This window comes from Stenotrophomonas sp. 1278 (assembly GCF_029892765.1).
GTDB classification, from domain to species: domain Bacteria; phylum Pseudomonadota; class Gammaproteobacteria; order Xanthomonadales; family Xanthomonadaceae; genus Stenotrophomonas; species Stenotrophomonas indicatrix.
The window spans coordinates 95,664-113,366 of sequence record NZ_JARXWD010000012.1 but is presented as its reverse complement, the minus strand read 5'-3'; the positions used below and the strand labels follow the sequence as shown (position 1 = coordinate 113,366).

The following is a 17,703-nucleotide window of genomic DNA, read 5'->3' as shown; positions in this document are numbered from 1 at the left end:
GAGGGGTCATGTCTTCTGCATTGAAGGTGGTTGCATTGGTGGGGTCGCCGACCAGTTCGGCGACGTCGCGCACGTTGCTGCTGGTGCGGCATCTGCTGGAAGAACTGCGTGAGCGGATCAACATCAGCGTGGAGCTGGTCGAGCTGGCGCCGATAGCGCGCTCGCTGGGGCAGGCGCTGCAGCGCAGCGAAGTGGAGCCGCAGGTGGAGCGCGCGCTGGCTACGATTGAATCGGCGCAGCTGCTGGTGGCGGCCGCGCCGGTGTATCGCGGGTCGTATCCGGGCCTGTTCAAGCACCTGATCGACTTCATCGGGTTGGACGCGCTGGTGGATACGCCGGTGCTGCTGGCGGCTACCGGTGGCAGCGAGCGCCACGCGCTGGTGATCGACCATCAGCTGCGTCCACTCTTCAGCTTCCTGCAGGCGCATACGTTGCCGATCGGGGTGTATGCCACGCCGGCCGACTTCGACGGCGACCGGATCAACAGCGCTGCACTGCAGGCACGCATCCAACTGGCGGCCGAGCGTGCGGCGGGACACGTGGCGCACGTGGCGGCGGCGCTGCCTGCGCCGCTGCGCAGGATCGCCTAGGACGTGGCGGTGCAGCTGCGGCACCTTGCGTTCCTCACGCCGGGAAGCTATCTGCCGGAACAACCACGCGCGGGCCTGGACGCGACGTTGGCGCTGATCGCCTTTGCCGAACAGCTGGGCTATGACGGCGCGTGGGTGCGCCATCGGCACCTGGAACCGGGCATCAGCTCGGCAGCGGTGTTCCTGGCGGCGGCCAGCCAGCACACAACGCGCATCGAACTGGGCAGTGCGGTCATCCAGCTGGGCTACGAAACACCTTTCCGCCTGGCTGAGGATCTGTCATTGCTGGATGCGCTGGCAGGTGGCCGGCTGCAGGTAGGCGTCAGTACTGGCGCGCCGCCGCACGGGGAGCTGGTAGGGCCTTTGCTGTACGACGGCGACCCTGCGCGCATCGACTTTTCCCATGGCCGGGTGGCGCGGTTGCTGGAAGCGCTGCGTGGTGAGCCGTTGGGCGCCGCCGATGCCGAAGTCGGCAACGCCGCCACGCGCTATCGCCCGCGTCTGCAGCCACATGCGCCGGGGTTGGTGGACCGGGTCTGGTATGGCGCCGGCTCTCTGCAGTCGGCGCGTTCGGCGGGTGAGCAGGGGCTGCATCTGCTGCTGGGCAACGTCAACCGTGCCGAGCTGAGTGATGACTTCTTTGGCGCCCAGCTGCAGCACCTGCAGGCCTATCGTGCGGCATTGCCAGTGGGCAGTCTGCGCCGGGTGGCGGTGGGGCGGGTGCTGGTGCCCACCGAGGGTGTGGATGCGGCCACGCGGCAGCGGATCGAGGCCTTCAGTGCGCAGCGGCATGCGCGCACCCTGGCCCCGCAAGGGCCGCGACGCACGATGTTCGCACCCGACGTGGTCGGCAGCACGGCGCAGATCATCGCGCGGTTGCAGGCCGATCCGCTGCTGCAGCAGGTGGACGAGCTGCGGGTGGAGCTGCCCTATGAGCTGCCCGAGCAGGACTACCGGCGCATCCTCAGCACGGTGATCGAGGACATCGCGCCGGCGCTGGGCTGGCGCGCACCTGCGCAAGCGGCGTGATGCCGCCCGTGCCCATAACGGCCGGCAGTCTGCTTATTGCCAACCTGCATCTGCATGGCCGGATCCGACCGTGGATTGTCGAGTTCCGGCGCTGGCATCGGGCCGTCCTTCTCTAGCATCGATATCGAAGCGGCAGTGCATTGCCGGCCCCTACGAGGACGATCCCGTGGCTGTAGACGCAACCCACAAACCCATCCTGTTCCTGCTGGACCGCGAGTTCGAGGACGGCCAGCTGCCCGGCCAACGCTTCTTCTGCCGGCACAGCCTGCTGCTGGAAGGTGCGCTGTCGAGCATCGAGGGCCTGGACGCACAGCTGGATGTGCGCCGCATCGGCTTCAGCCGGCCGCGCCGCGAGGTGATCGCCGAGATCGGTGAGCAGGACCAGTCGCTGCCGAAGCTGGTGCTGCCGCAGGGCGTGGTCAATGAGCACGCCAGTGGTGAATACCAGCAGCGCCAGTACATCTCCGGTGCCGAGCCGATCCTGGCGGCACTGAATGGCTTGCTCGGCATTCCCGTGGCCCATCCCTGAGTGAGGACGTGACGATGAGCTACCTCACCAGCGTGTTGGACAAGAGCCCGGTGGCCGACGGCAGCACGCCCGAACAAGCGCTGCGCAACAGCCTGCAGTTGGCGCAGCGCGCCGAGCAACTGGGTTACCACCGCTACTGGTTTGCCGAACACCATGCCGCGCCGACGCTGGCCAGCCCGGCACCGGAAGTGCTGGCGGCGTGGGTGCTGGCGCAGACCCGGCGCATCCGCATCGGCAGTGGCGGGGTGATGCTGCGCCACTACGCCCCCTACAAGGTGGCCGAGAATTTCAATCTGCTGGCCGCCCTTGCGCCCGGACGCGTGGATCTTGGCGTGGGCAAGGCGCCGGGTGGTCTGCCGGCATCGACTGCCGCACTGGCCGCCGGTCGCCCGCCGTTCGCCGATTTCGACCAGCAGGTACGCGACCTGGAAGGCTATCTGTCCGATGCGCAGGCAGACGCTCAGGCGCGACCGATTCCGCAGACGCCGCCAGAGCGCTTCCTGCTGGGCGCGAGTCCACAGAGTGCGCGGCAGGCCGCAGAGCTTGGCTGGCGCTTCGTCTACGCCGCCCACTTCGATGGCGACCCGAAGCACATCGAGGCCGCCTTCGAGGCCTATCGCGCGGTGTCCGCGCACGCCCCGTTGCTGGCAACGGTGGCCTTCGCCGCGCCCACCAGCGAGGCCGCCGCCCGCCACATTGGCGCGTTGCGGGTCTACAAGCTGCACCTCGCCCCAGGGCAGACGGTGAACCTGCCCAGCCCCGAGGCCGCTGCCGAGTACGCACGGCAGGTCGGGGTTGCTGATTTCCGCATCGAAGAAACACGCCCCAGCGTGCTCTCTGGCGATGCACAGCATGTACGCAGCGAGCTGGATGCGCTGCACCGCCGCTTCGGCGTCGGTGAATTCATCCTCGACGCGCCGGTGGCCGACCTCGACGCACGCCTGACGTCCCTTGAACTGCTGTCGCCCGCGCCCCGCGCGGCGGTGGCCTGACTGCTGGAGCCGCCCCATGAGCACGACCCCGCGTCCCATCCCCTTCGGCATCATGCTGCAGGGCCCCGGCAGCCACATGCATGCGTGGAAGCACCCGTCCAACGTGCCCGATGCCAGCGTCAACCTGGGCTACTACATCGACATCGCGCGTACCGCCGAGGACAACGGCATTGCCTTCGGCTTCGTTGCCGACGGGCTGTACATCAACGAGAAGTCGATCCCGCATTTCCTCAACCGCTTCGAGCCGATCTCGCTGCTGTCGGCGCTGGCGACGGCGACGAAGAAGATCGGCCTGGCCGGCACGCTCTCCACCTCGTACAGCGATCCGTTCACCGTGGCGCGCCAGTTCGCCTCGCTGGATCTGCTCAGCGGTGGGCGTGCAGGGTGGAACGTGGTGACCTCGCCGCTGGAAGGATCGGGACGAAATTACGGGCGTCCGCATCCTGAGCATGCGCTGCGCTACCAGATTGCCGATGAGTACCTGGAGGTGGTGCAGGGCTTGTGGGATTCGTGGGATGACGATGCGTTCGTGCGTGACCGCGACAGCGGCACGTTTTTCGCGCCGGAGAAGTTCCGCCGCCTCGACCACAAGGGCCGCTTCTTCCAGGTGGAAGGCCCACTCAACATCCAGCGCTCGCCGCAGGGGCAGCCGGTGATCTTCCAGGCCGGATCGTCCGACGATGGCATTGCGCTGGCCGGCAAGTACGCCGATGCAGTATTCACCCACGCGCCGTCGCTGGAGGAGACCCGTACGTTCACCCAGAAGGTGAAGAACTCGGCGATCGCCCATGGCCGCAGCGCCGGTGACGTCAAGATCTTCCCGGGCATCGGCCCGATCGTCGGCCGCACGGCGGAAGACGCCGAGGCCAAGTACCAGGCGATTGCCGCGCTGGCCGGGCTGGACGATGCCTTGGCGTATCTCGGCCGCTTCTTCGACCACCATGATTTCAGCCAGTACGACCCGGATGCACCGTTCCCGGAGCTGGGTGACATCGGCGCCAATTCCTTCCGCTCCACCACCGACCGCATCAAGCAGGACGCGCGCGAGCAGGGCCTGAGCCTGCGCCAGGTGGCACTGCAGGCGGTGAGCCCGCGGCCGAACTTCATCGGCACGCCGGAACATGTGGCCGACGAACTGATCCGCTGGTTCGACGCTGGCGCCAGCGATGGCTTCATCCTCGGCTTCGCCGCGCAGCGCGAAGGCCTGGATGATTTCGTAACGCTGGTGCTGCCCCTGCTGGAAGCACGCGGTTACCACCGCAGTGCACTGGAAGGACAGACCCTGCGCGACCACCTGGGCCTGCCACGCAAGGCAAGCCGTTACAGCACCGATGCCGAGCCGGCGCGGAAGGCGGGATAAGGCGATGAGCGGAGACACTTCGGTAGCGCCGGGCCATGCCCGGCGGAATTCGCCGGCAACGGGCGTACTGCCCGAAATCGCGGCACGTGCCGACCAGGCCATCGCGATCCGCCACGACCTGCATCAGCACCCGGAACTGGCCTTCGAAGAACACCGCACCAGCGCCCGCGTGGCCGAGCTGCTGCAGCAATGGGGCTACGCGGTCAGCACCGGCATCGGTGGCACCGGCGTGGTCGGTACGCTGCAGCGCGGGCAGGGCCGTCGTCGGTTGGGTCTGCGCGCCGACATCGATGCGCTGCCGATCCATGAAGAATCCGGGCTGGCCTATGCCAGCCAGCGCGAAGGCCTGATGCACGCCTGCGGCCACGATGGCCACACCGCCATCCTGCTCTCGGCTGCCCACTACCTTGCGCACCACGGGCGTTTCGATGGCACCTTGCAGCTGGTGTTCCAGCCGGCCGAGGAAACCGGCTCGGGTGCTTCGAAGATGATCGCCGATGGCCTGTTCGAACGCTTCCCGGTCGATGCCATCTATGGCCTGCACAACTGGCCGGGCGTGCCGGTGGGGCACTTCGGCTTCGTCGACGGACCGGCGATGGCCTCGGTGGACTGGGCGCGTCTGCGGGTGATCGGCAAGGGCGGCCACGGCGCCGAGCCGCAGGGCAGCGTCGATCCGATCCTGGCTGCCGCGCACATCATCACCGCGCTGCAGAGCGTGGTGTCGCGCAACGTCGATCCGCGGCAGATGGGCGTGGTCACCGTCGGCTCGATCCATGGTGGGCAGGCGGCCAATGTCATCCCCGATGTGGTGGAGCTGAAACTGACCGTGCGCGCCTACCTGCCAGAGGTGCGCGATACGCTGCGCCGGCGGGTCACCGACATTGCCGAGCAGATCGCCGCTGCCTTCGGTGCGCGTGCCGAGATCGAATTCCCGCGCGGCTTCCCCAGCGTGATCAACCACCCCGAGCAGACGGCCTACGTCCGCGAGGTGGCGATACAGGGGTTCGGTGCAGGGCAGGTGGTGGAGGCCTTCGCGCCGCGTACCGCCAGCGAGGACTTCGCCTTCCTGCTGCAGGCGCGGCCGGGCAGCTTCGTGTTCGTCGGCAACGGCGACAGCGCGCCGCTGCACAGCCCGCGCTATGTGTTCAACGACGCGGCCATCGCCCCGGCGGCCAGCCTGTGGGCGCGTCTGGCCGAGCACTATCTGGTGGAGGACGTGGCATGAGCGTGCGGTACGACAACGATCGCTTCCTGTACACCTCGGTGGACGACCCGCTGGCGCGCCCATTGTTCGACGGCCTGGAGCAGGAGTACGACCACCGCTATGCGGACGTGCGCCGGCGTATCGGTGGCAGTGCCCGCGAGGAGTTGCAGCGCTATCCGGCCGAAGCCTTCGCTGCCCCGGTCGGTGCGTTCGTGCTGCTGCTGCGCGACGGCGTGGCGATTTCCGGCGGCGCGTTCATGCCGCATCGCGATGAGGACACCGCAGAGTTCAAACGCATCTGGACGCTGCCTGGCCTGCGTCGGCAGGGCATCGCCCGGCGCGTGCTGCAGGAACTGGAAGACCAGGCTGCACGGCAGGGCTATCGGCGCGTGTTCCTGACCACCGGCTTCCGCCAGCCCGAGGCGGTCGGCCTGTACCTCAGCCACGGCTACACCGCGTTGTTCGATCTGCATGCGGACCCGGAAACCATCGCGCATCTGCCGTTCGAAAAACACCTGGTGCCACAGCCACAGTCACAGGCGGGCGACGCAGCTACCCTCGCACTGCATGGAGCGGCGGCATGAGTACGCCTTCCACTGCCATCGAGGGCATTGTCCGCCAGCCGGCCACGGCGTTGAAGATCGTGCCGGCGCGGCATCCGTTGCAGGTGATCGGCACGGTATTGGCACTCGCGCTGATCCTGATCGGCCTGCAGTCGGTGCTGGGCAATCCGCGCTGGGGCTGGGGCACGTTCGCCGAGTGGTTCTTTGCCCGGCCGGTACTGGAAGGGTTGGGGCGAACGCTGCTGCTGACCGCACTCGGTACCGGCCTCGGCTTCGCGCTGGGCACCTTGCTGGCCTTGGCCCGCGTCTCCGGTTCACCGCTGTTGTCGGCGGTGTCGTGGGGCTATGTGTGGCTGTTCCGTTCGATTCCGCTGCTGGTGCTGTTGCTGCTGCTGAACAACCTGGGTTACCTGTACAGCACCATCGAACTGGGCGTTCCATTCACCGGCATCAGCCTGTTCTCGTACCCGACCACACAGCTGATCGGCGTGTTCACTGCCGCCGTGCTCGGCCTCACCTTGAACCAGGCGGCGTTCTCGGCCGAGGTGATCCGTGGTGGCATCCTGTCGGTCGACCACGGCCAGTACGAGGCGGCCGCAGCGTTGGGCCTGCCGCGTGGGCGCCAGGTGCGCCGCATCATCCTGCCGCAGGCGATGCGCTCGATCCTGCCCGCAGCGTTCAATGATGTGATCGGCCTGGCCAAGAGCACCTCGGTGGTCTACGTGCTGGCGTTGCCGGAGCTGTTCTACACCGTGCAAGTGATCTACCGGCGCAACCTGGAGGTGGTGCCGCTGCTGATGGTGGCTACCGTCTGGTACCTGGTGATCCTGACGGTGCTTTCGCTACTGCAACGACGGGTGGAGCAGCGCTTTGCCCGCGGCCAGCTGCAGCACGAGCGCAACGTGTCGCGGGTATCGTCTGCAGCACCGCGGGCGGCGACCGCTGCACGCGTGCCCAGCCGGGCGGCATTTGCCGTGCCGATCGAGGCCGGAACGGGCGCGGCTGTGTCCCTGCAGGGCGTGGGCAAGGCCTTCGGCGAGCAGACGGTGCTTGATGACGTGCATCTGGAACTGAGGGCCGGCAGCGTGACGGTGCTGATCGGTCCGTCCGGTGCGGGCAAGTCCACGCTGCTGCGGCTGATCAATCATCTTGAACGCGCTGACAGCGGCTTCGTCACCGTGGGCGGCCAGCTGATCGGTTACCGCCGCGACGGCGACACCCTGTACGAGCTGCCGGAAGGCGAGATCCGTCGTCGCCGCGCAGAAGTCGGCATGGTGTTCCAGGGCTTCAATCTGTTCCCGCACATGACCGCACTGGAGAACATCATCGAAGCGCCCATCGCGGTGCGCGGCATTTCGCGCGCCCAGGCCGAGCAGCAGGCACGCACCCTGCTGGAGCGGGTGGGGCTGGCCGACAAGGCCGATGCTTTCCCGCGCCAGCTGTCTGGTGGCCAGCAGCAGCGTGTGGCCATCGCCCGCGCGCTGGCCCTGCAGCCGAAGGTACTGCTGTTCGACGAGCCGACCTCCGCGTTGGACCCGGAGCTGGTGTCGGAGGTGCTGAGCGTGATCGAGGAACTGGCCAGTTCCGGCACCACGCTGGTGATCGTCACCCACGAACTGGGCTTCGCCCGCCGCGTGGCCGACCACGTGGTGATGATGGACCAGGGCCGGGTGATCGAGCAGGGCACGCCGGACGCGCTGTTTGAACACCCGCGCCAGCAACGCACCGCCGATTTCCTGGCCAAGACCCTGTAACCCTTTTTCGAGAACCGCCATGAGCCCAGCATCGCAGCGACGCCCCGCCCGCAGCACCCTGTTGATCGTCGGTGTACTGGTCATCGGCATTGCCGGCATCGTCTATTCGCGCGTGCGCCAGGGCCCCGACGGCGTGCCCGTTGCGGCGACCTCGCTGGCGGCCAGCAACGCGCAGATACTGAAGGGCACGCCCGATCCGAAGGCGCAGGCGCTGATTCCGGCCGGCTATCGCTTCGTCACCCCCGGCGCGTTCACCATCGCCACCCATCCCGGCCAGCTGCCATTGGCCGACTACGGTGCCGACAGCAAGGAAGTGGTGGGCGTGGAGCCGGACATCGCGCGGTTGATCGCCGATGGCCTGGGCCTGAAGCTGGTGGTGGTGCCGGTGGCCTGGGCCGACTGGCCGCTGGGGCTGGAATCGGGCAAGTACGATGCGGTGCTGTCGAACGTGACGGTCACTGAAGAACGCAAGAAGAAGTTCGATTTCTCCAGCTATCGTTTCGACCTGCTGGGCATCTATACCCGCACCGATGGCCCGATCCAGAAGATCGCCGCACCGGCCGACATTGCGGGGCTGAAAGTGGTGGTGGGGGCCAGCACCAACCAGGACCAGATCCTGCGCCAATGGGACAAGCAGAACATCGCCGCAGGCCTGAAACCGGTGGAGTACCAGTACTTCGATGATGCGGTGATCGGGCGGTTGGCAGTGATCACCGGCCGCGCCGACGTGTCGTTCGAGCCGAATGCCACCGGCGCCTATTCGGCGCGCGATGGCAAGGTGCGCCGGGTCGGCCTGTTCCCGGGTGGCTGGCCGGACGCAGCGGCGATTTCGGTGACCACCCGCAAGGGCAGTGGCCTGGCCGATGCGGTGACCCAGGCATTGAACACCCAGATCAGCAGCGGTACCTACGCAAAGGTGCTGGCGCGCTGGAATGTGGCCGAAGAAGCGGTGCCGCAGTCGCAGACCAATCCGCCGGGGTTGCCGGGGTTCTAGCGATGCCGCTTGGTAGGCGTCGAGCTTGCTCGACGGAAGGCGTGCCGACCAAGGTCGGCATCTACCGGAGGGCGTGCCAACCAACGGTTGGCACCCACCGGAATGCGAGGCGGGGCATGCCGATCAAGGTCGGCCTCCACCGGGGTCAGGGCTGCCAATCGATGTGTTCCAGGCGGGCGCCTCCATTGCCGTGAAAGAAGCGGATCGCGGCGAAGCACGCCTCGATGCCGATGCACCACGCCAGGGGATAGCCATCCACCTGGCCATTGTCGAGCCGGAAATAGGCGTTGCCGGCGCGGTGTTCGTTTCCGCAGGAGTGGAAGCCGCCGTCGCCGGGCTCGCGCAGGTACATCAGCCATGCATGCTCGGCATTGCGCAGCATGCACAGCGATGGACCGTCGGGCACCGATGCCCACAGTTCGAACTGGGGCATGGATGCGGCCAGCGCCAGTGCGCTGGCCAGCTGATCGTCGGTAGCGGCGGCGACAGGGCTGCCATCGAGTACAAGTTCGATCACTTCGGTTCCTGCATCGGCATTACTGCCAACGTGCCTCCAGGGTGCGGAACGGGCCATCGAGCAGCACGCCATCCTTGTCGAAGTTCCGTACCGATCGCCCATCCACGCGCACGTCCTTGGGCAGGGTACGGCTGGGCCACCATACGCGTACCGGCGTGCCCTTGCGCAGCCCTTTGCCGAGCGACACGGTCAGGTTGCCGTCGCGCTGCCGCGCCTGCATCTGCAGGGTGCCATAGGCGGTGGGCAGGCGGTCCACGGCCAGGCCCTCGCCAGCGACCCAAGAAGGGGGCGTGCCCGGCAGCAGCGACAACGCGTCGTCATCCTCGCGCATCAGCATGCCGAACAGGGTGCGGCCGTATTCGGCGCCGATCCAGGTGTGCGGCATGTCGCCCAGGTAGCGTGGGAAGCGCAACCGCGAGTGCACGACCTCGGCCAGCACCTGCCATTCCAGCGGCCTGCGATCGTGCAGCAGGCCCTGCAGCAGCTCGTCGGCCGCTTCGGGCTGGCCCAGGTGCACGTAGCTCAGCACGTTGCGGATTTCATACGGTGTGTAGGCATACAGCGCACCAGGCTGGTTGCGCTTGCGCACATCGTCCAGGTAGCGGGCGAAGGTGGTGCGCAGGGCCTCGGCCGGCAGCACGCTCTGCGCACCGGTGGGATCCAGCGCGATCGATACACCGGTCGGGTCGCCATCGCCGAGGTCGGCCGATGACGGAATGAAGTCGATGCCCTTCCACGCCATCGTCGCGCGGATCGAGGCGTGCAGTGCGTCATACAGCGCCTTGTACTGTTCGCGCGCCCACGTGGCGGTTTCGTGGTCGCCCAGCGATTCGGCCAACCACGCGCCGTCATGCCAGCCCTTCAGACCCCAGTAGTCGTCCCAGTAGCTGTGTGTGGGTGAGGGGTAGCCTTCGTGGCTGATCGACGGCGCAAGGATGCCGGCGAAGCGCTCCGGCGATGGCTGGTCGGCCATGTAGCCCGGCACCAGCGTGCGTTCGCGCAGTTCCTGCAGGAAGCGCAGCGCAGCCTTCACCTTGGGCAGGTAGGCACGCACGCTTTCCGGCCCGCCATCGAGCCGGGCGACATCGGCAACGAGGGTGACGTACTGGCCCTGGCTGTCGTACTCGATGTCCGAGCCGAAGCCGGTATTGACGCTGCCATCGTCGTTGAGGATGGGCGACACCAGGCCATTGCCGTGCACGCCGTGTTCGCTGTACCAGGCCAGGTAGTCGCGTGCCACTTTCGCTTCGCCCATGCGCAGCAGCACGGCCGAGGTGGCCATGCCATCGCGGATGAAGGAGCGGTTGTAGTTGCGCGGACCGGGCTGCATGGCCGGGCCGGTCTGGTTGATCAGCATGTAGGCGGCCTGCGCGCGCAGCATGTCCACCAGTGAAGGGTCGGGCAGGCGCAGGCCGACCTGGCCCAGCCGCGCCTGCCAATCGGCGGAGGCGCGACTGGCCAGCGTGTCGAACGCCTTGTCACCGTCGCGCGGCAGCGAGGCGAGGTTGAGGGCCGGTGCTTCCGGCAGCACGCCATTGGCATCGGCGGTGGCGGTACCGAGCGGGAAGACCACCACCACCGCGTCGCTGGCACCGGGTGCCAGGGTGACGCGGTAGCTCAACGCCGCCGCTGCCAGGCCTGCGGCATCGCTGGACTGCTGAGCGGCAGGCAGCTGCCCGCTGGCGATGGCCGTGGTGATCTCGGTGTCGCCTTCGTTGCCGAAGGGGGCGGTGCCAGCGGCATCCACTGCGCTGAGGGACTGCAGCAGCATGCGGCCATTGACGCGCACGCTGTTGCCTTCGACGGCCACCTGGCGGATCGGCGACAGGCCACCGTTCTGCCACGGCGGGTTCATCTGCATCGGTCGCACTGCGAGGGTCAGCGTGCCTTCGATGGCCGCGCTGCCGGTGTTGCGCAGGCGATGGCGCACGAAGGTGACCGGTTGCCCGTCGCGCTCGATGGCAAAGGCTTCGCTGCGCAGTTCCAGCCCGGGCTGCGGTGACCATGTGGCAGACGGCATCGGCTTCCAGCCATCGCGCAGTGCGTGCTGCACCGGTTGTTCGGCGGCACCGGTCGCGCGGCCATCGGCACTGCGCCAGATCGGCTGCACCAGCGGTGCGCCCTTGTAGGCTTCGATGTTGCCGTATTCGTCGAAGATCGATTTCTGCCGGCCCGCATGCACGCCGACTGCGGTCCAGTAGGTCTGCTGCATGTGCAATGAGGCAGGGAACAACGCGCGCTGCGCGCCACTGGCGGCGATCTGGTAGCGCTTCATCGGCGTCATCACCGCCTTCGGGCCGAGCAGGCGGATGCGTTTGACCTGGGGTGCATCGCCTTCCACGGTCAGCCGCAGTGCCTTGATGTCCAGTGGCGCGTCGGCCGCCAGCCAGCTCTGCTGCCGGGTCGCCGCCTGCGCGTCGCGCGCCAGTTCCTGCCAGCGGCCCTGTGCGTCCTGCGCCTGCAGTCGTGCAGCGCCGTGCACGTTGGCCCAGTCCACCGCCAGCCCGGTGCTGGGCTGGGCACGGGGCAGGGTGATGTCGAGCGTGTGGATGCCGCCTTTGCCTGCGGGGATGGCAACCGTGCCGCCGCCCTGCCACAGCGCAGCAGACTGGGTGGCGTCCAGCCCGGTCACCCGTGCGCTGAGCGTGGTGTCGAGCGGCTCCATTTCGAAGATGGATACGCCCCAGTCGGAGGTGCGCTGCGGGCTGGCCAGACGCAGGTAGCGGGCCTGTCGCGGCGCGAAGTACAGGGTCTCGATGCCACCCAGCGAATCGCCCATCACGTAGGCGCTCTGCCACTGCTTGCCGTCGAGCGAGGTCTGCAGCGAATAGCCTTCGGGGTTGGAGACATCCCAGGTGAGGCGTGCACCGGCCAGCATCGCAGGCTTGCCGAGATCGACCTGGAACCAGTGGCCGGGGCTGAACGCGCCGCCGGTCACCGTCTTGGGATCGTTGTCGATCAGGTGGCTGATCGCCATCGCCGGAACCTGCTGCGACGACGCGCTGGCCTGCCATTGCGCGCGCGGTGGCAGGTTCTGTGCGGTGGCGGTGGCGGCCAGTGACAGGCCGAGCAGCAGGGCCGCGGCAAGGCGCCGGTTCGGCAGGCGGGGAGCGGTCCAGCGGTCAGCGCACAACGTCATTGCGAAGGCCTCACATCGGCAGGGCCCGGGAACGGGCGGGCCTACGCTAGCAAGGGATGTAACCGGTTACATGACGCGTCGCAATATTTCCCGGGCGGGTCTTGGCACGAGGTTTCATGAATGCGCACAGATGCGCTCGCGCAGCCAGCGATGTGCCGGATCGCGATGCACGCGTTCGTGCCAGAGCATCACCATCTCGAACCCGGGCACATCAATGGGCGCCGCAACCGCCTTCAAGGCCGGGTCCTGCGCGACCAGGCGCGAGGGCATCATCGCCACCAGGTCCGTGCGCAGCAGCACGCTGCGCAGGAACAGGAAGTGCGGCACCGACAGCACCACGTTGCGACGCGCGCCTACATGCGCCAACGCACTGTCGGTGCCGCCATGGAAACCGCCGCCATCCGGTGACACGATCACGTGGTCCAGCGCGCAGAACTGCTTGAGCGTCGGCCGCCGCTTCAGTCGTGGATGGTCGCGACGCCCGGCCAGTACGTAGCGTTCCTGGAACAGCGGACGATGGTGCAGGGAGGGAGGCGCGTCGGAGGTGATGTGGAGGGCGAGATCGATCTCGCCGCGTTCGCTCTGCGCCACCATCTGCGCCGGCGCCAGGCTGACCACGGCCAGGCGCGTGCCGGGTGCGCGCACGCGCAGGTCGGCCAATGCCGGCAGGACGATCGTGGTTTCGCCGAAGTCCGACGCCATGATCCGCCAGGTCTGCTTGGCCTGGGCCGGATCGAACGCCTGCACCGGTGCGACCGCACGCTGCAGTGCAGCCAGTGCGTCGGCCAATGGTTCGCGCAGCGCATCGGCACGTGCGGTGGCACGCATGCCGCGTGGCCCCGGCAGCAGCAGCGGATCATCGAACAGGTGGCGCAGGCGCGCCAGCTGCACGCTGACCGTGGGCTGGGCCAGATGCAAGCGTTCGGCCGCGCGGGTGACGTTCTGCTCTTCCAGCAAGGCCTGCAGGGTTACCAGCAGGTTGAGGTCGATGCGACGCAGGGTATTGTCCATGGCAATGTCGAGGATTGCAGGAATTCATTTCAACTATAGCGTGGCGGCACCCAACATGGCCGGCATTCCCTCCCTGGTACCACCATGAACGTTCTGCTTGTCTACGCCCACCCCGAACCCACCTCGCTCAATGGCACCCTGAAGGCCTTCACCGTCGAGCACCTGCAACGCGCCGGCCACACCGTGCAGGTGTCCGACCTGCATGCCATGCAATGGAAGGCGCAGATCGATGCCGACGATCACCCCGGGCGGGATCCTTCGGTGCCGTTCCACGCGTCACTGGATTCGCGCGACGCCTTCAGGACCGGCCGGCAGAGCGCCGACATCGCCGCCGAACAGGAAAAGCTGCGCTGGGCCGATGCGGTCATCCTGCAGTTCCCGCTGTGGTGGTTCTCGATGCCAGCCATCCTGAAGGGTTGGGTGGATCGCGTGTATGCCTATGGTTTTGCCTATGGCGTGGGCGAACACTCCGACCGGCATTGGGGCGACCGCTACGGCGAGGGCGCGATGTCCGGCAAGCGCGCGATGCTGGTGGTCACCACCGGTGGCTGGGAGTCGCATTACGGTCCGCGCGGCATCAATGGGCCGATCGACGATGTGTTGTTCCCGATCCAGCACGGCATCCTGTTCTATCCCGGCTTTGACGTGCTGCCCGCGCATGTGATCTACCGCAGCAGCCGTATCGATGAGGCGTCCTTGCCTGGCGTGCTGGAGGGGCTGGGCGCGCGGCTGGATGGGCTGGCGAGCGATCCGGTGATTGCCTACCGGCGGCAGAACGGCGGTGATTATCTGATCCCTGCACTGAGCCTGCGGCCTGAGTTGGCCGAGGGTGAGGCAGGGTTGGGAGTTCACCTCGAACTGTGAGTGGCGCATTCGCCTCTGGAAACGCGACGGAGATTCTGTAGGTTCGGCAGTCTGGCGGTGCTCGCGGTTGGTCGCGCGGATGGGTTCTGCATAATTTTCATGTTCTCTCCTTGCGGCTACTGCCTCTTCGCCAAGTGCGAAATCAAGAAAGCTGGCTCGGTGGTCGGAGGAAATTTCTTGACCCGCGTATACGTTCTTGGCTACAAAATCTGCGTCGAAAACCACAAGGTTTGAGTAGGAGCCGTTCCATGTGCCTTCACTCAGCAACAGTTGTTGCTGACCACCACTGGATGTGAACGACAATGTGGCGGTCTGATCTAAGGTCATGCCCAGGGTTGCTCGCGACGTTAGGTGGGCGCCGTTTCCTTCGCCGCAAGACCTCAGGATTGCGGCGAGTGTTGACTTACCTCGCCCGTTCTCGCCGAACATCAACGTGACCTTGGAGAAATCTGGGCTCGGGCCTGCTGCTGCGAACAGGCCAATTCCTGAAAGTTGATCAATCCTGGTTAGCATTTGGTTCCCCCTTACTCGTTTTCTACAGCGAGACCAGTCTCCACTTTGTCCGGGTCAGTTAGCTCGTCGTTCTCTAAGTAGTGTCGCAAGACGGATTCGGGCTGCTGACCATGGAATAGGGCTCGGAGGATCACACCCGCCAGCAGCATCATTTCCTTGCCATCGAGTGAGAACATCAACCCCTTGCCTCGATGGACGATTGGCTCGACACCAGCTACCTTCGCTCGCCCAAGCTCCTTCCGTGTTGCATAGCGCACGTTCATCCCTGCCATCTCACACACTTCGACTAATCGCGGTATTGAAACTGCGATGCAGACATTCATGCGGCCGAAAAGCAGATCCATCTTGATCTCGTCCGCCAGAACACCAGAGAACACCGGCGGTGCAAGAGGCACGTGCATGCAATCTGCCAAGCGAATGATGTGGTAGTCCTGCTCCACATCCCCCTCAATACTCAACGCCATGAGAAACATCAGGTGCCCGCGTGGAGCCATATCGCCTGCGTAGGCGCCCATGAAGATGGGCCCCTTCACATCATAGGCCCAGCTCTGCGCCACTTTCGCCTTCTCGGTTAGGCTCACCAGCGACTCATTCCAACTTGCTATCTCAAAGAAGGGCGCTGGAATTCGGACTTCCTCTCCTGTGTCTGGGTCCGTCGCCTTACCCGTGGTCATGACATGTCGCAAGTGAGTCATGCGGGCCTTCTGACGTAGTATGCGCTCCATCTGCTTTACGGTTTTCGCACTCTCTGTCTTCTTGACGATCTCGCGGAAGGCCTCACGTCCAGAGGCTTCGTAGAACATCGCAAGGTCCATGACTTGCTTGTTACGCTTTCCTTCCTTGACCTCGATGTACGACATGCGCTGGTCCGCCGAGATGCTCAAGATGTCGCCCACCTGGACAAAGGAGGTCAAGTCGGTAATGAGTGGCATGCAGCCAGGGTCTTGCTCCCGAAGCTCTCGGGCCATACGAAGTACGGACTCGAAATTTGACTGAGACAGATCAGGCTGACTATGAGACTTGTAGATGCGGCGGGCATAGCACAACTGGCCGCCTAGCATTCCCCACGCGATGGTGTCAGCGATTGCGCGAAACAGCAGTTGCTCGGAGACATCCAGCGGCTCCCCGTTGGTAATACGGTCGGCCATCTTCTCTTGGGCAGCAAACATTCCTCCATGTGCCAGCTCGTGAAACTTGCGCCGCAGGTTTGCGTCGTCCTTCATCCGTTCCGGACTCAGCTCACCCCATAGCTCGCGACTCCCGGCACACGCGAGCTCTACCAAATCCCTAGCCAAGGGTTCCAAGTCAGGCCGCAGCGACCTAAGCCTGAGTCGTTTCTCGATCTTCTCTGGGATTTTGGGCTCGCTCATGTCGTTCCTTGACTGGTAGGTACCTATTGCGACTGCTTGATTCGTCAATTTGCGATGCCGGCCGCAACCGGACCTCACTCATAGAATCTTGCTCTTACAGGTCCGGCTTCAGCCCATGCCAGACATTGCCCCGCGGAGATCCTGGATGGTCATAAAGATCCCTGCCCGCTCTGGGCAGGGACCGTACAGATCAAGCGGCAGGCAGCCCTGTCGCGCCAGGTGCTTCGAGCAGAATCTTATCCAGATAGGGAAGCGCCGCGGGGTCACGCTCGCGGAAGTACTGGTGAGCCTTGTTGGGCAACCAGACTTCGTTAAAGTGAAGGCGGAATGCATGGAGGTATCCAACTGGGTACATCTTTGCATCGCAGACGCGCCCGTCTGCATAGCGATGCTTGTAGGTGGGCATCTTGGACGTGTCCACCCCTTGATCTCGCAGCCACTTGGCGAACATCTTGCCTTCAGAGATGTCAGGGACCATGCGTTCGGGCAGCGTGTAGCCACGGGCCTCGAGGGGGGCGATCAAAGAAATCGCCAACTCGCTCAGGATAGAGAAGTGCGTGTAGGGAACTCGGTCCTTGTTGGCAAGGTAGCGCTGGATGTGATGCGGGAGGCCAGGCGCAGGAGCGCCACTAGGCTGGCGCCCAGATAGCCACTCGCGTACCCAACGTGCCACAGCTACGGCAAACTTCGGCGAGAGCCACTGAGCCAAGTGGACGGCGACGTCCGGGTGCACCCAGGTACCCTGCGGGCCAGATCCGCCCTTAACTACTTGAACGAGAAGCGATGTCGGGATTCCGACATCGGTCGAAAGCTCTCCCAGAAAGGCGGCCGTAGTGGCGTTCTCAAAGTAGTGCCCAAGACGCTTGCCGACCGCCTGACACATGGCGGTTGCATTGATGTACCCATCGAGCTTGCGCTGCTCAATCAGGGTGTTCTCCATCTGTCGATGGATCAGGTGCAGCGACAGCTGCTGGGTGTTGTTGGTCATCTCGACTTGCCTTTTGTTTGGCAGGCGAGCCTTGGCCTCAACTAGCGGAACTACGACGCACGTCACAAATCGTTAGTAACGATCAATTGACACGTATGTCATACGGCGTATGATTCGCTCCGTTACTTCTAGGTAAGTTGTTGCCCTGCTCGGCACTGCTTGCGTAACACCGCCCTGCCTAGCGCCAACTAGGTGGGGCTTTTTATTGCCCCGACGGTGGCCGGGGAGTCCCGACGGCCACAAGATAGTGAGGCCATTTAGCGTCGTCAACGCCAAATGTAGTGAA

15 protein-coding genes are annotated in these 17,703 nt (G+C 65.5%); 10 read left to right on the top strand and 5 right to left on the bottom strand.

Features of this window, described 5'->3' with window-relative positions; genetic code table 11:
* The first annotated feature begins 8 nt into the window (after positions 1–8).
* The 9 genes from msuE to M2299_RS12465 all read left to right on the top strand — a co-directional run bounded on the left by msuE (position 9) and on the right by M2299_RS12465 (position 9,015).
* Positions 9–590, top strand: a complete 582-nt coding sequence (gene msuE / locus M2299_RS12505) for an FMN reductase (protein WP_025874937.1) — start codon at positions 9–11, stop codon at positions 588–590.
* 3 nt (positions 591–593) lie between these two features.
* Positions 594–1,619: an LLM class flavin-dependent oxidoreductase gene (locus tag M2299_RS12500; RefSeq protein ID WP_280884455.1), complete on the top strand. Its 1,026-nt coding sequence runs from the start codon at positions 594–596 to the stop codon at positions 1,617–1,619.
* A 166-nt stretch (positions 1,620–1,785) separates the two neighbouring features.
* Positions 1,786–2,148 carry a DUF3088 family protein gene (locus M2299_RS12495; RefSeq protein WP_025874933.1) on the top strand — a complete coding sequence of 121 codons (363 nt, stop codon included), beginning with the start codon at positions 1,786–1,788 and terminating at the stop codon, positions 2,146–2,148.
* 14 nt (positions 2,149–2,162) lie between these two features.
* On the top strand, positions 2,163–3,140 hold the full coding sequence (locus M2299_RS12490; RefSeq protein WP_280884454.1) for an LLM class flavin-dependent oxidoreductase: 978 nt from the start codon (positions 2,163–2,165) through the stop codon (positions 3,138–3,140).
* A 16-nt stretch (positions 3,141–3,156) separates the two neighbouring features.
* The gene (locus tag M2299_RS12485) at positions 3,157–4,500 is read left to right on the top strand and encodes an LLM class flavin-dependent oxidoreductase (protein ID WP_059063977.1); all 1,344 of its coding nucleotides are present in this window, start codon (positions 3,157–3,159) and stop codon (positions 4,498–4,500) included.
* 4 nt (positions 4,501–4,504) lie between these two features.
* Complete coding sequence (locus M2299_RS12480) at positions 4,505–5,725, top strand: M20 aminoacylase family protein (RefSeq protein ID WP_280884453.1); 1,221 nt, start codon at positions 4,505–4,507, stop codon at positions 5,723–5,725.
* Positions 5,722–6,288 (top strand): GNAT family N-acetyltransferase, encoded by a 567-nt coding sequence (locus tag M2299_RS12475; RefSeq protein ID WP_059063980.1) that lies wholly within the window; start codon positions 5,722–5,724, stop codon positions 6,286–6,288. The genes M2299_RS12480 and M2299_RS12475 overlap by 4 nt, the downstream gene beginning before the upstream one ends.
* Positions 6,285–8,021 (top strand): amino acid ABC transporter permease/ATP-binding protein, encoded by a 1,737-nt coding sequence (locus M2299_RS12470; protein WP_099783756.1) that lies wholly within the window; start codon positions 6,285–6,287, stop codon positions 8,019–8,021. The genes M2299_RS12475 and M2299_RS12470 overlap by 4 nt, the downstream gene beginning before the upstream one ends.
* 19 nt (positions 8,022–8,040) lie before the next feature.
* Positions 8,041–9,015: an ABC transporter substrate-binding protein gene (locus tag M2299_RS12465; RefSeq protein WP_280884451.1), complete on the top strand. Its 975-nt coding sequence runs from the start codon at positions 8,041–8,043 to the stop codon at positions 9,013–9,015.
* Positions 9,016–9,160: 145 nt separating this feature from the next.
* Here M2299_RS12465 and M2299_RS12460 read toward each other — a convergent pair whose 3' ends face one another.
* The 3 genes from M2299_RS12460 to M2299_RS12450 all read right to left on the bottom strand — a co-directional run bounded on the left by M2299_RS12460 (position 9,161) and on the right by M2299_RS12450 (position 13,682).
* Positions 9,161–9,532 carry a hypothetical protein gene (locus tag M2299_RS12460; RefSeq protein ID WP_051501575.1) on the bottom strand — a complete coding sequence of 124 codons (372 nt, stop codon included), beginning with the start codon at positions 9,530–9,532 and terminating at the stop codon, positions 9,161–9,163.
* Positions 9,533–9,551: 19 nt separating this feature from the next.
* Complete coding sequence (locus M2299_RS12455) at positions 9,552–12,671, bottom strand: discoidin domain-containing protein (protein ID WP_280884450.1); 3,120 nt, start codon at positions 12,669–12,671, stop codon at positions 9,552–9,554.
* A gap of 114 nt (positions 12,672–12,785) precedes the next feature.
* Entirely contained in the window at positions 12,786–13,682 is an 897-nt protein-coding gene (locus M2299_RS12450) for a LysR family transcriptional regulator (protein ID WP_100436177.1), read from the bottom strand.
* An 84-nt stretch (positions 13,683–13,766) separates the two neighbouring features.
* Between M2299_RS12450 and M2299_RS12445 the strand changes: the two genes are divergently transcribed.
* Positions 13,767–14,546, top strand: coding sequence for an NAD(P)H-dependent oxidoreductase (locus tag M2299_RS12445; RefSeq protein WP_088100665.1), 780 nt, complete (start codon positions 13,767–13,769; stop codon positions 14,544–14,546).
* 524 nt (positions 14,547–15,070) lie between these two features.
* Here the strand turns inward: M2299_RS12445 and M2299_RS12440 are convergent.
* Entirely contained in the window at positions 15,071–16,429 is a 1,359-nt protein-coding gene (locus M2299_RS12440; protein ID WP_280884449.1) for a hypothetical protein, read from the bottom strand.
* 190 nt (positions 16,430–16,619) lie between these two features.
* Positions 16,620–17,417: a KilA-N domain-containing protein gene (locus M2299_RS12435; RefSeq protein WP_280884448.1), complete on the bottom strand. Its 798-nt coding sequence runs from the start codon at positions 17,415–17,417 to the stop codon at positions 16,620–16,622.
* Between the last annotated feature and the right edge of the window lie 286 nt (positions 17,418–17,703).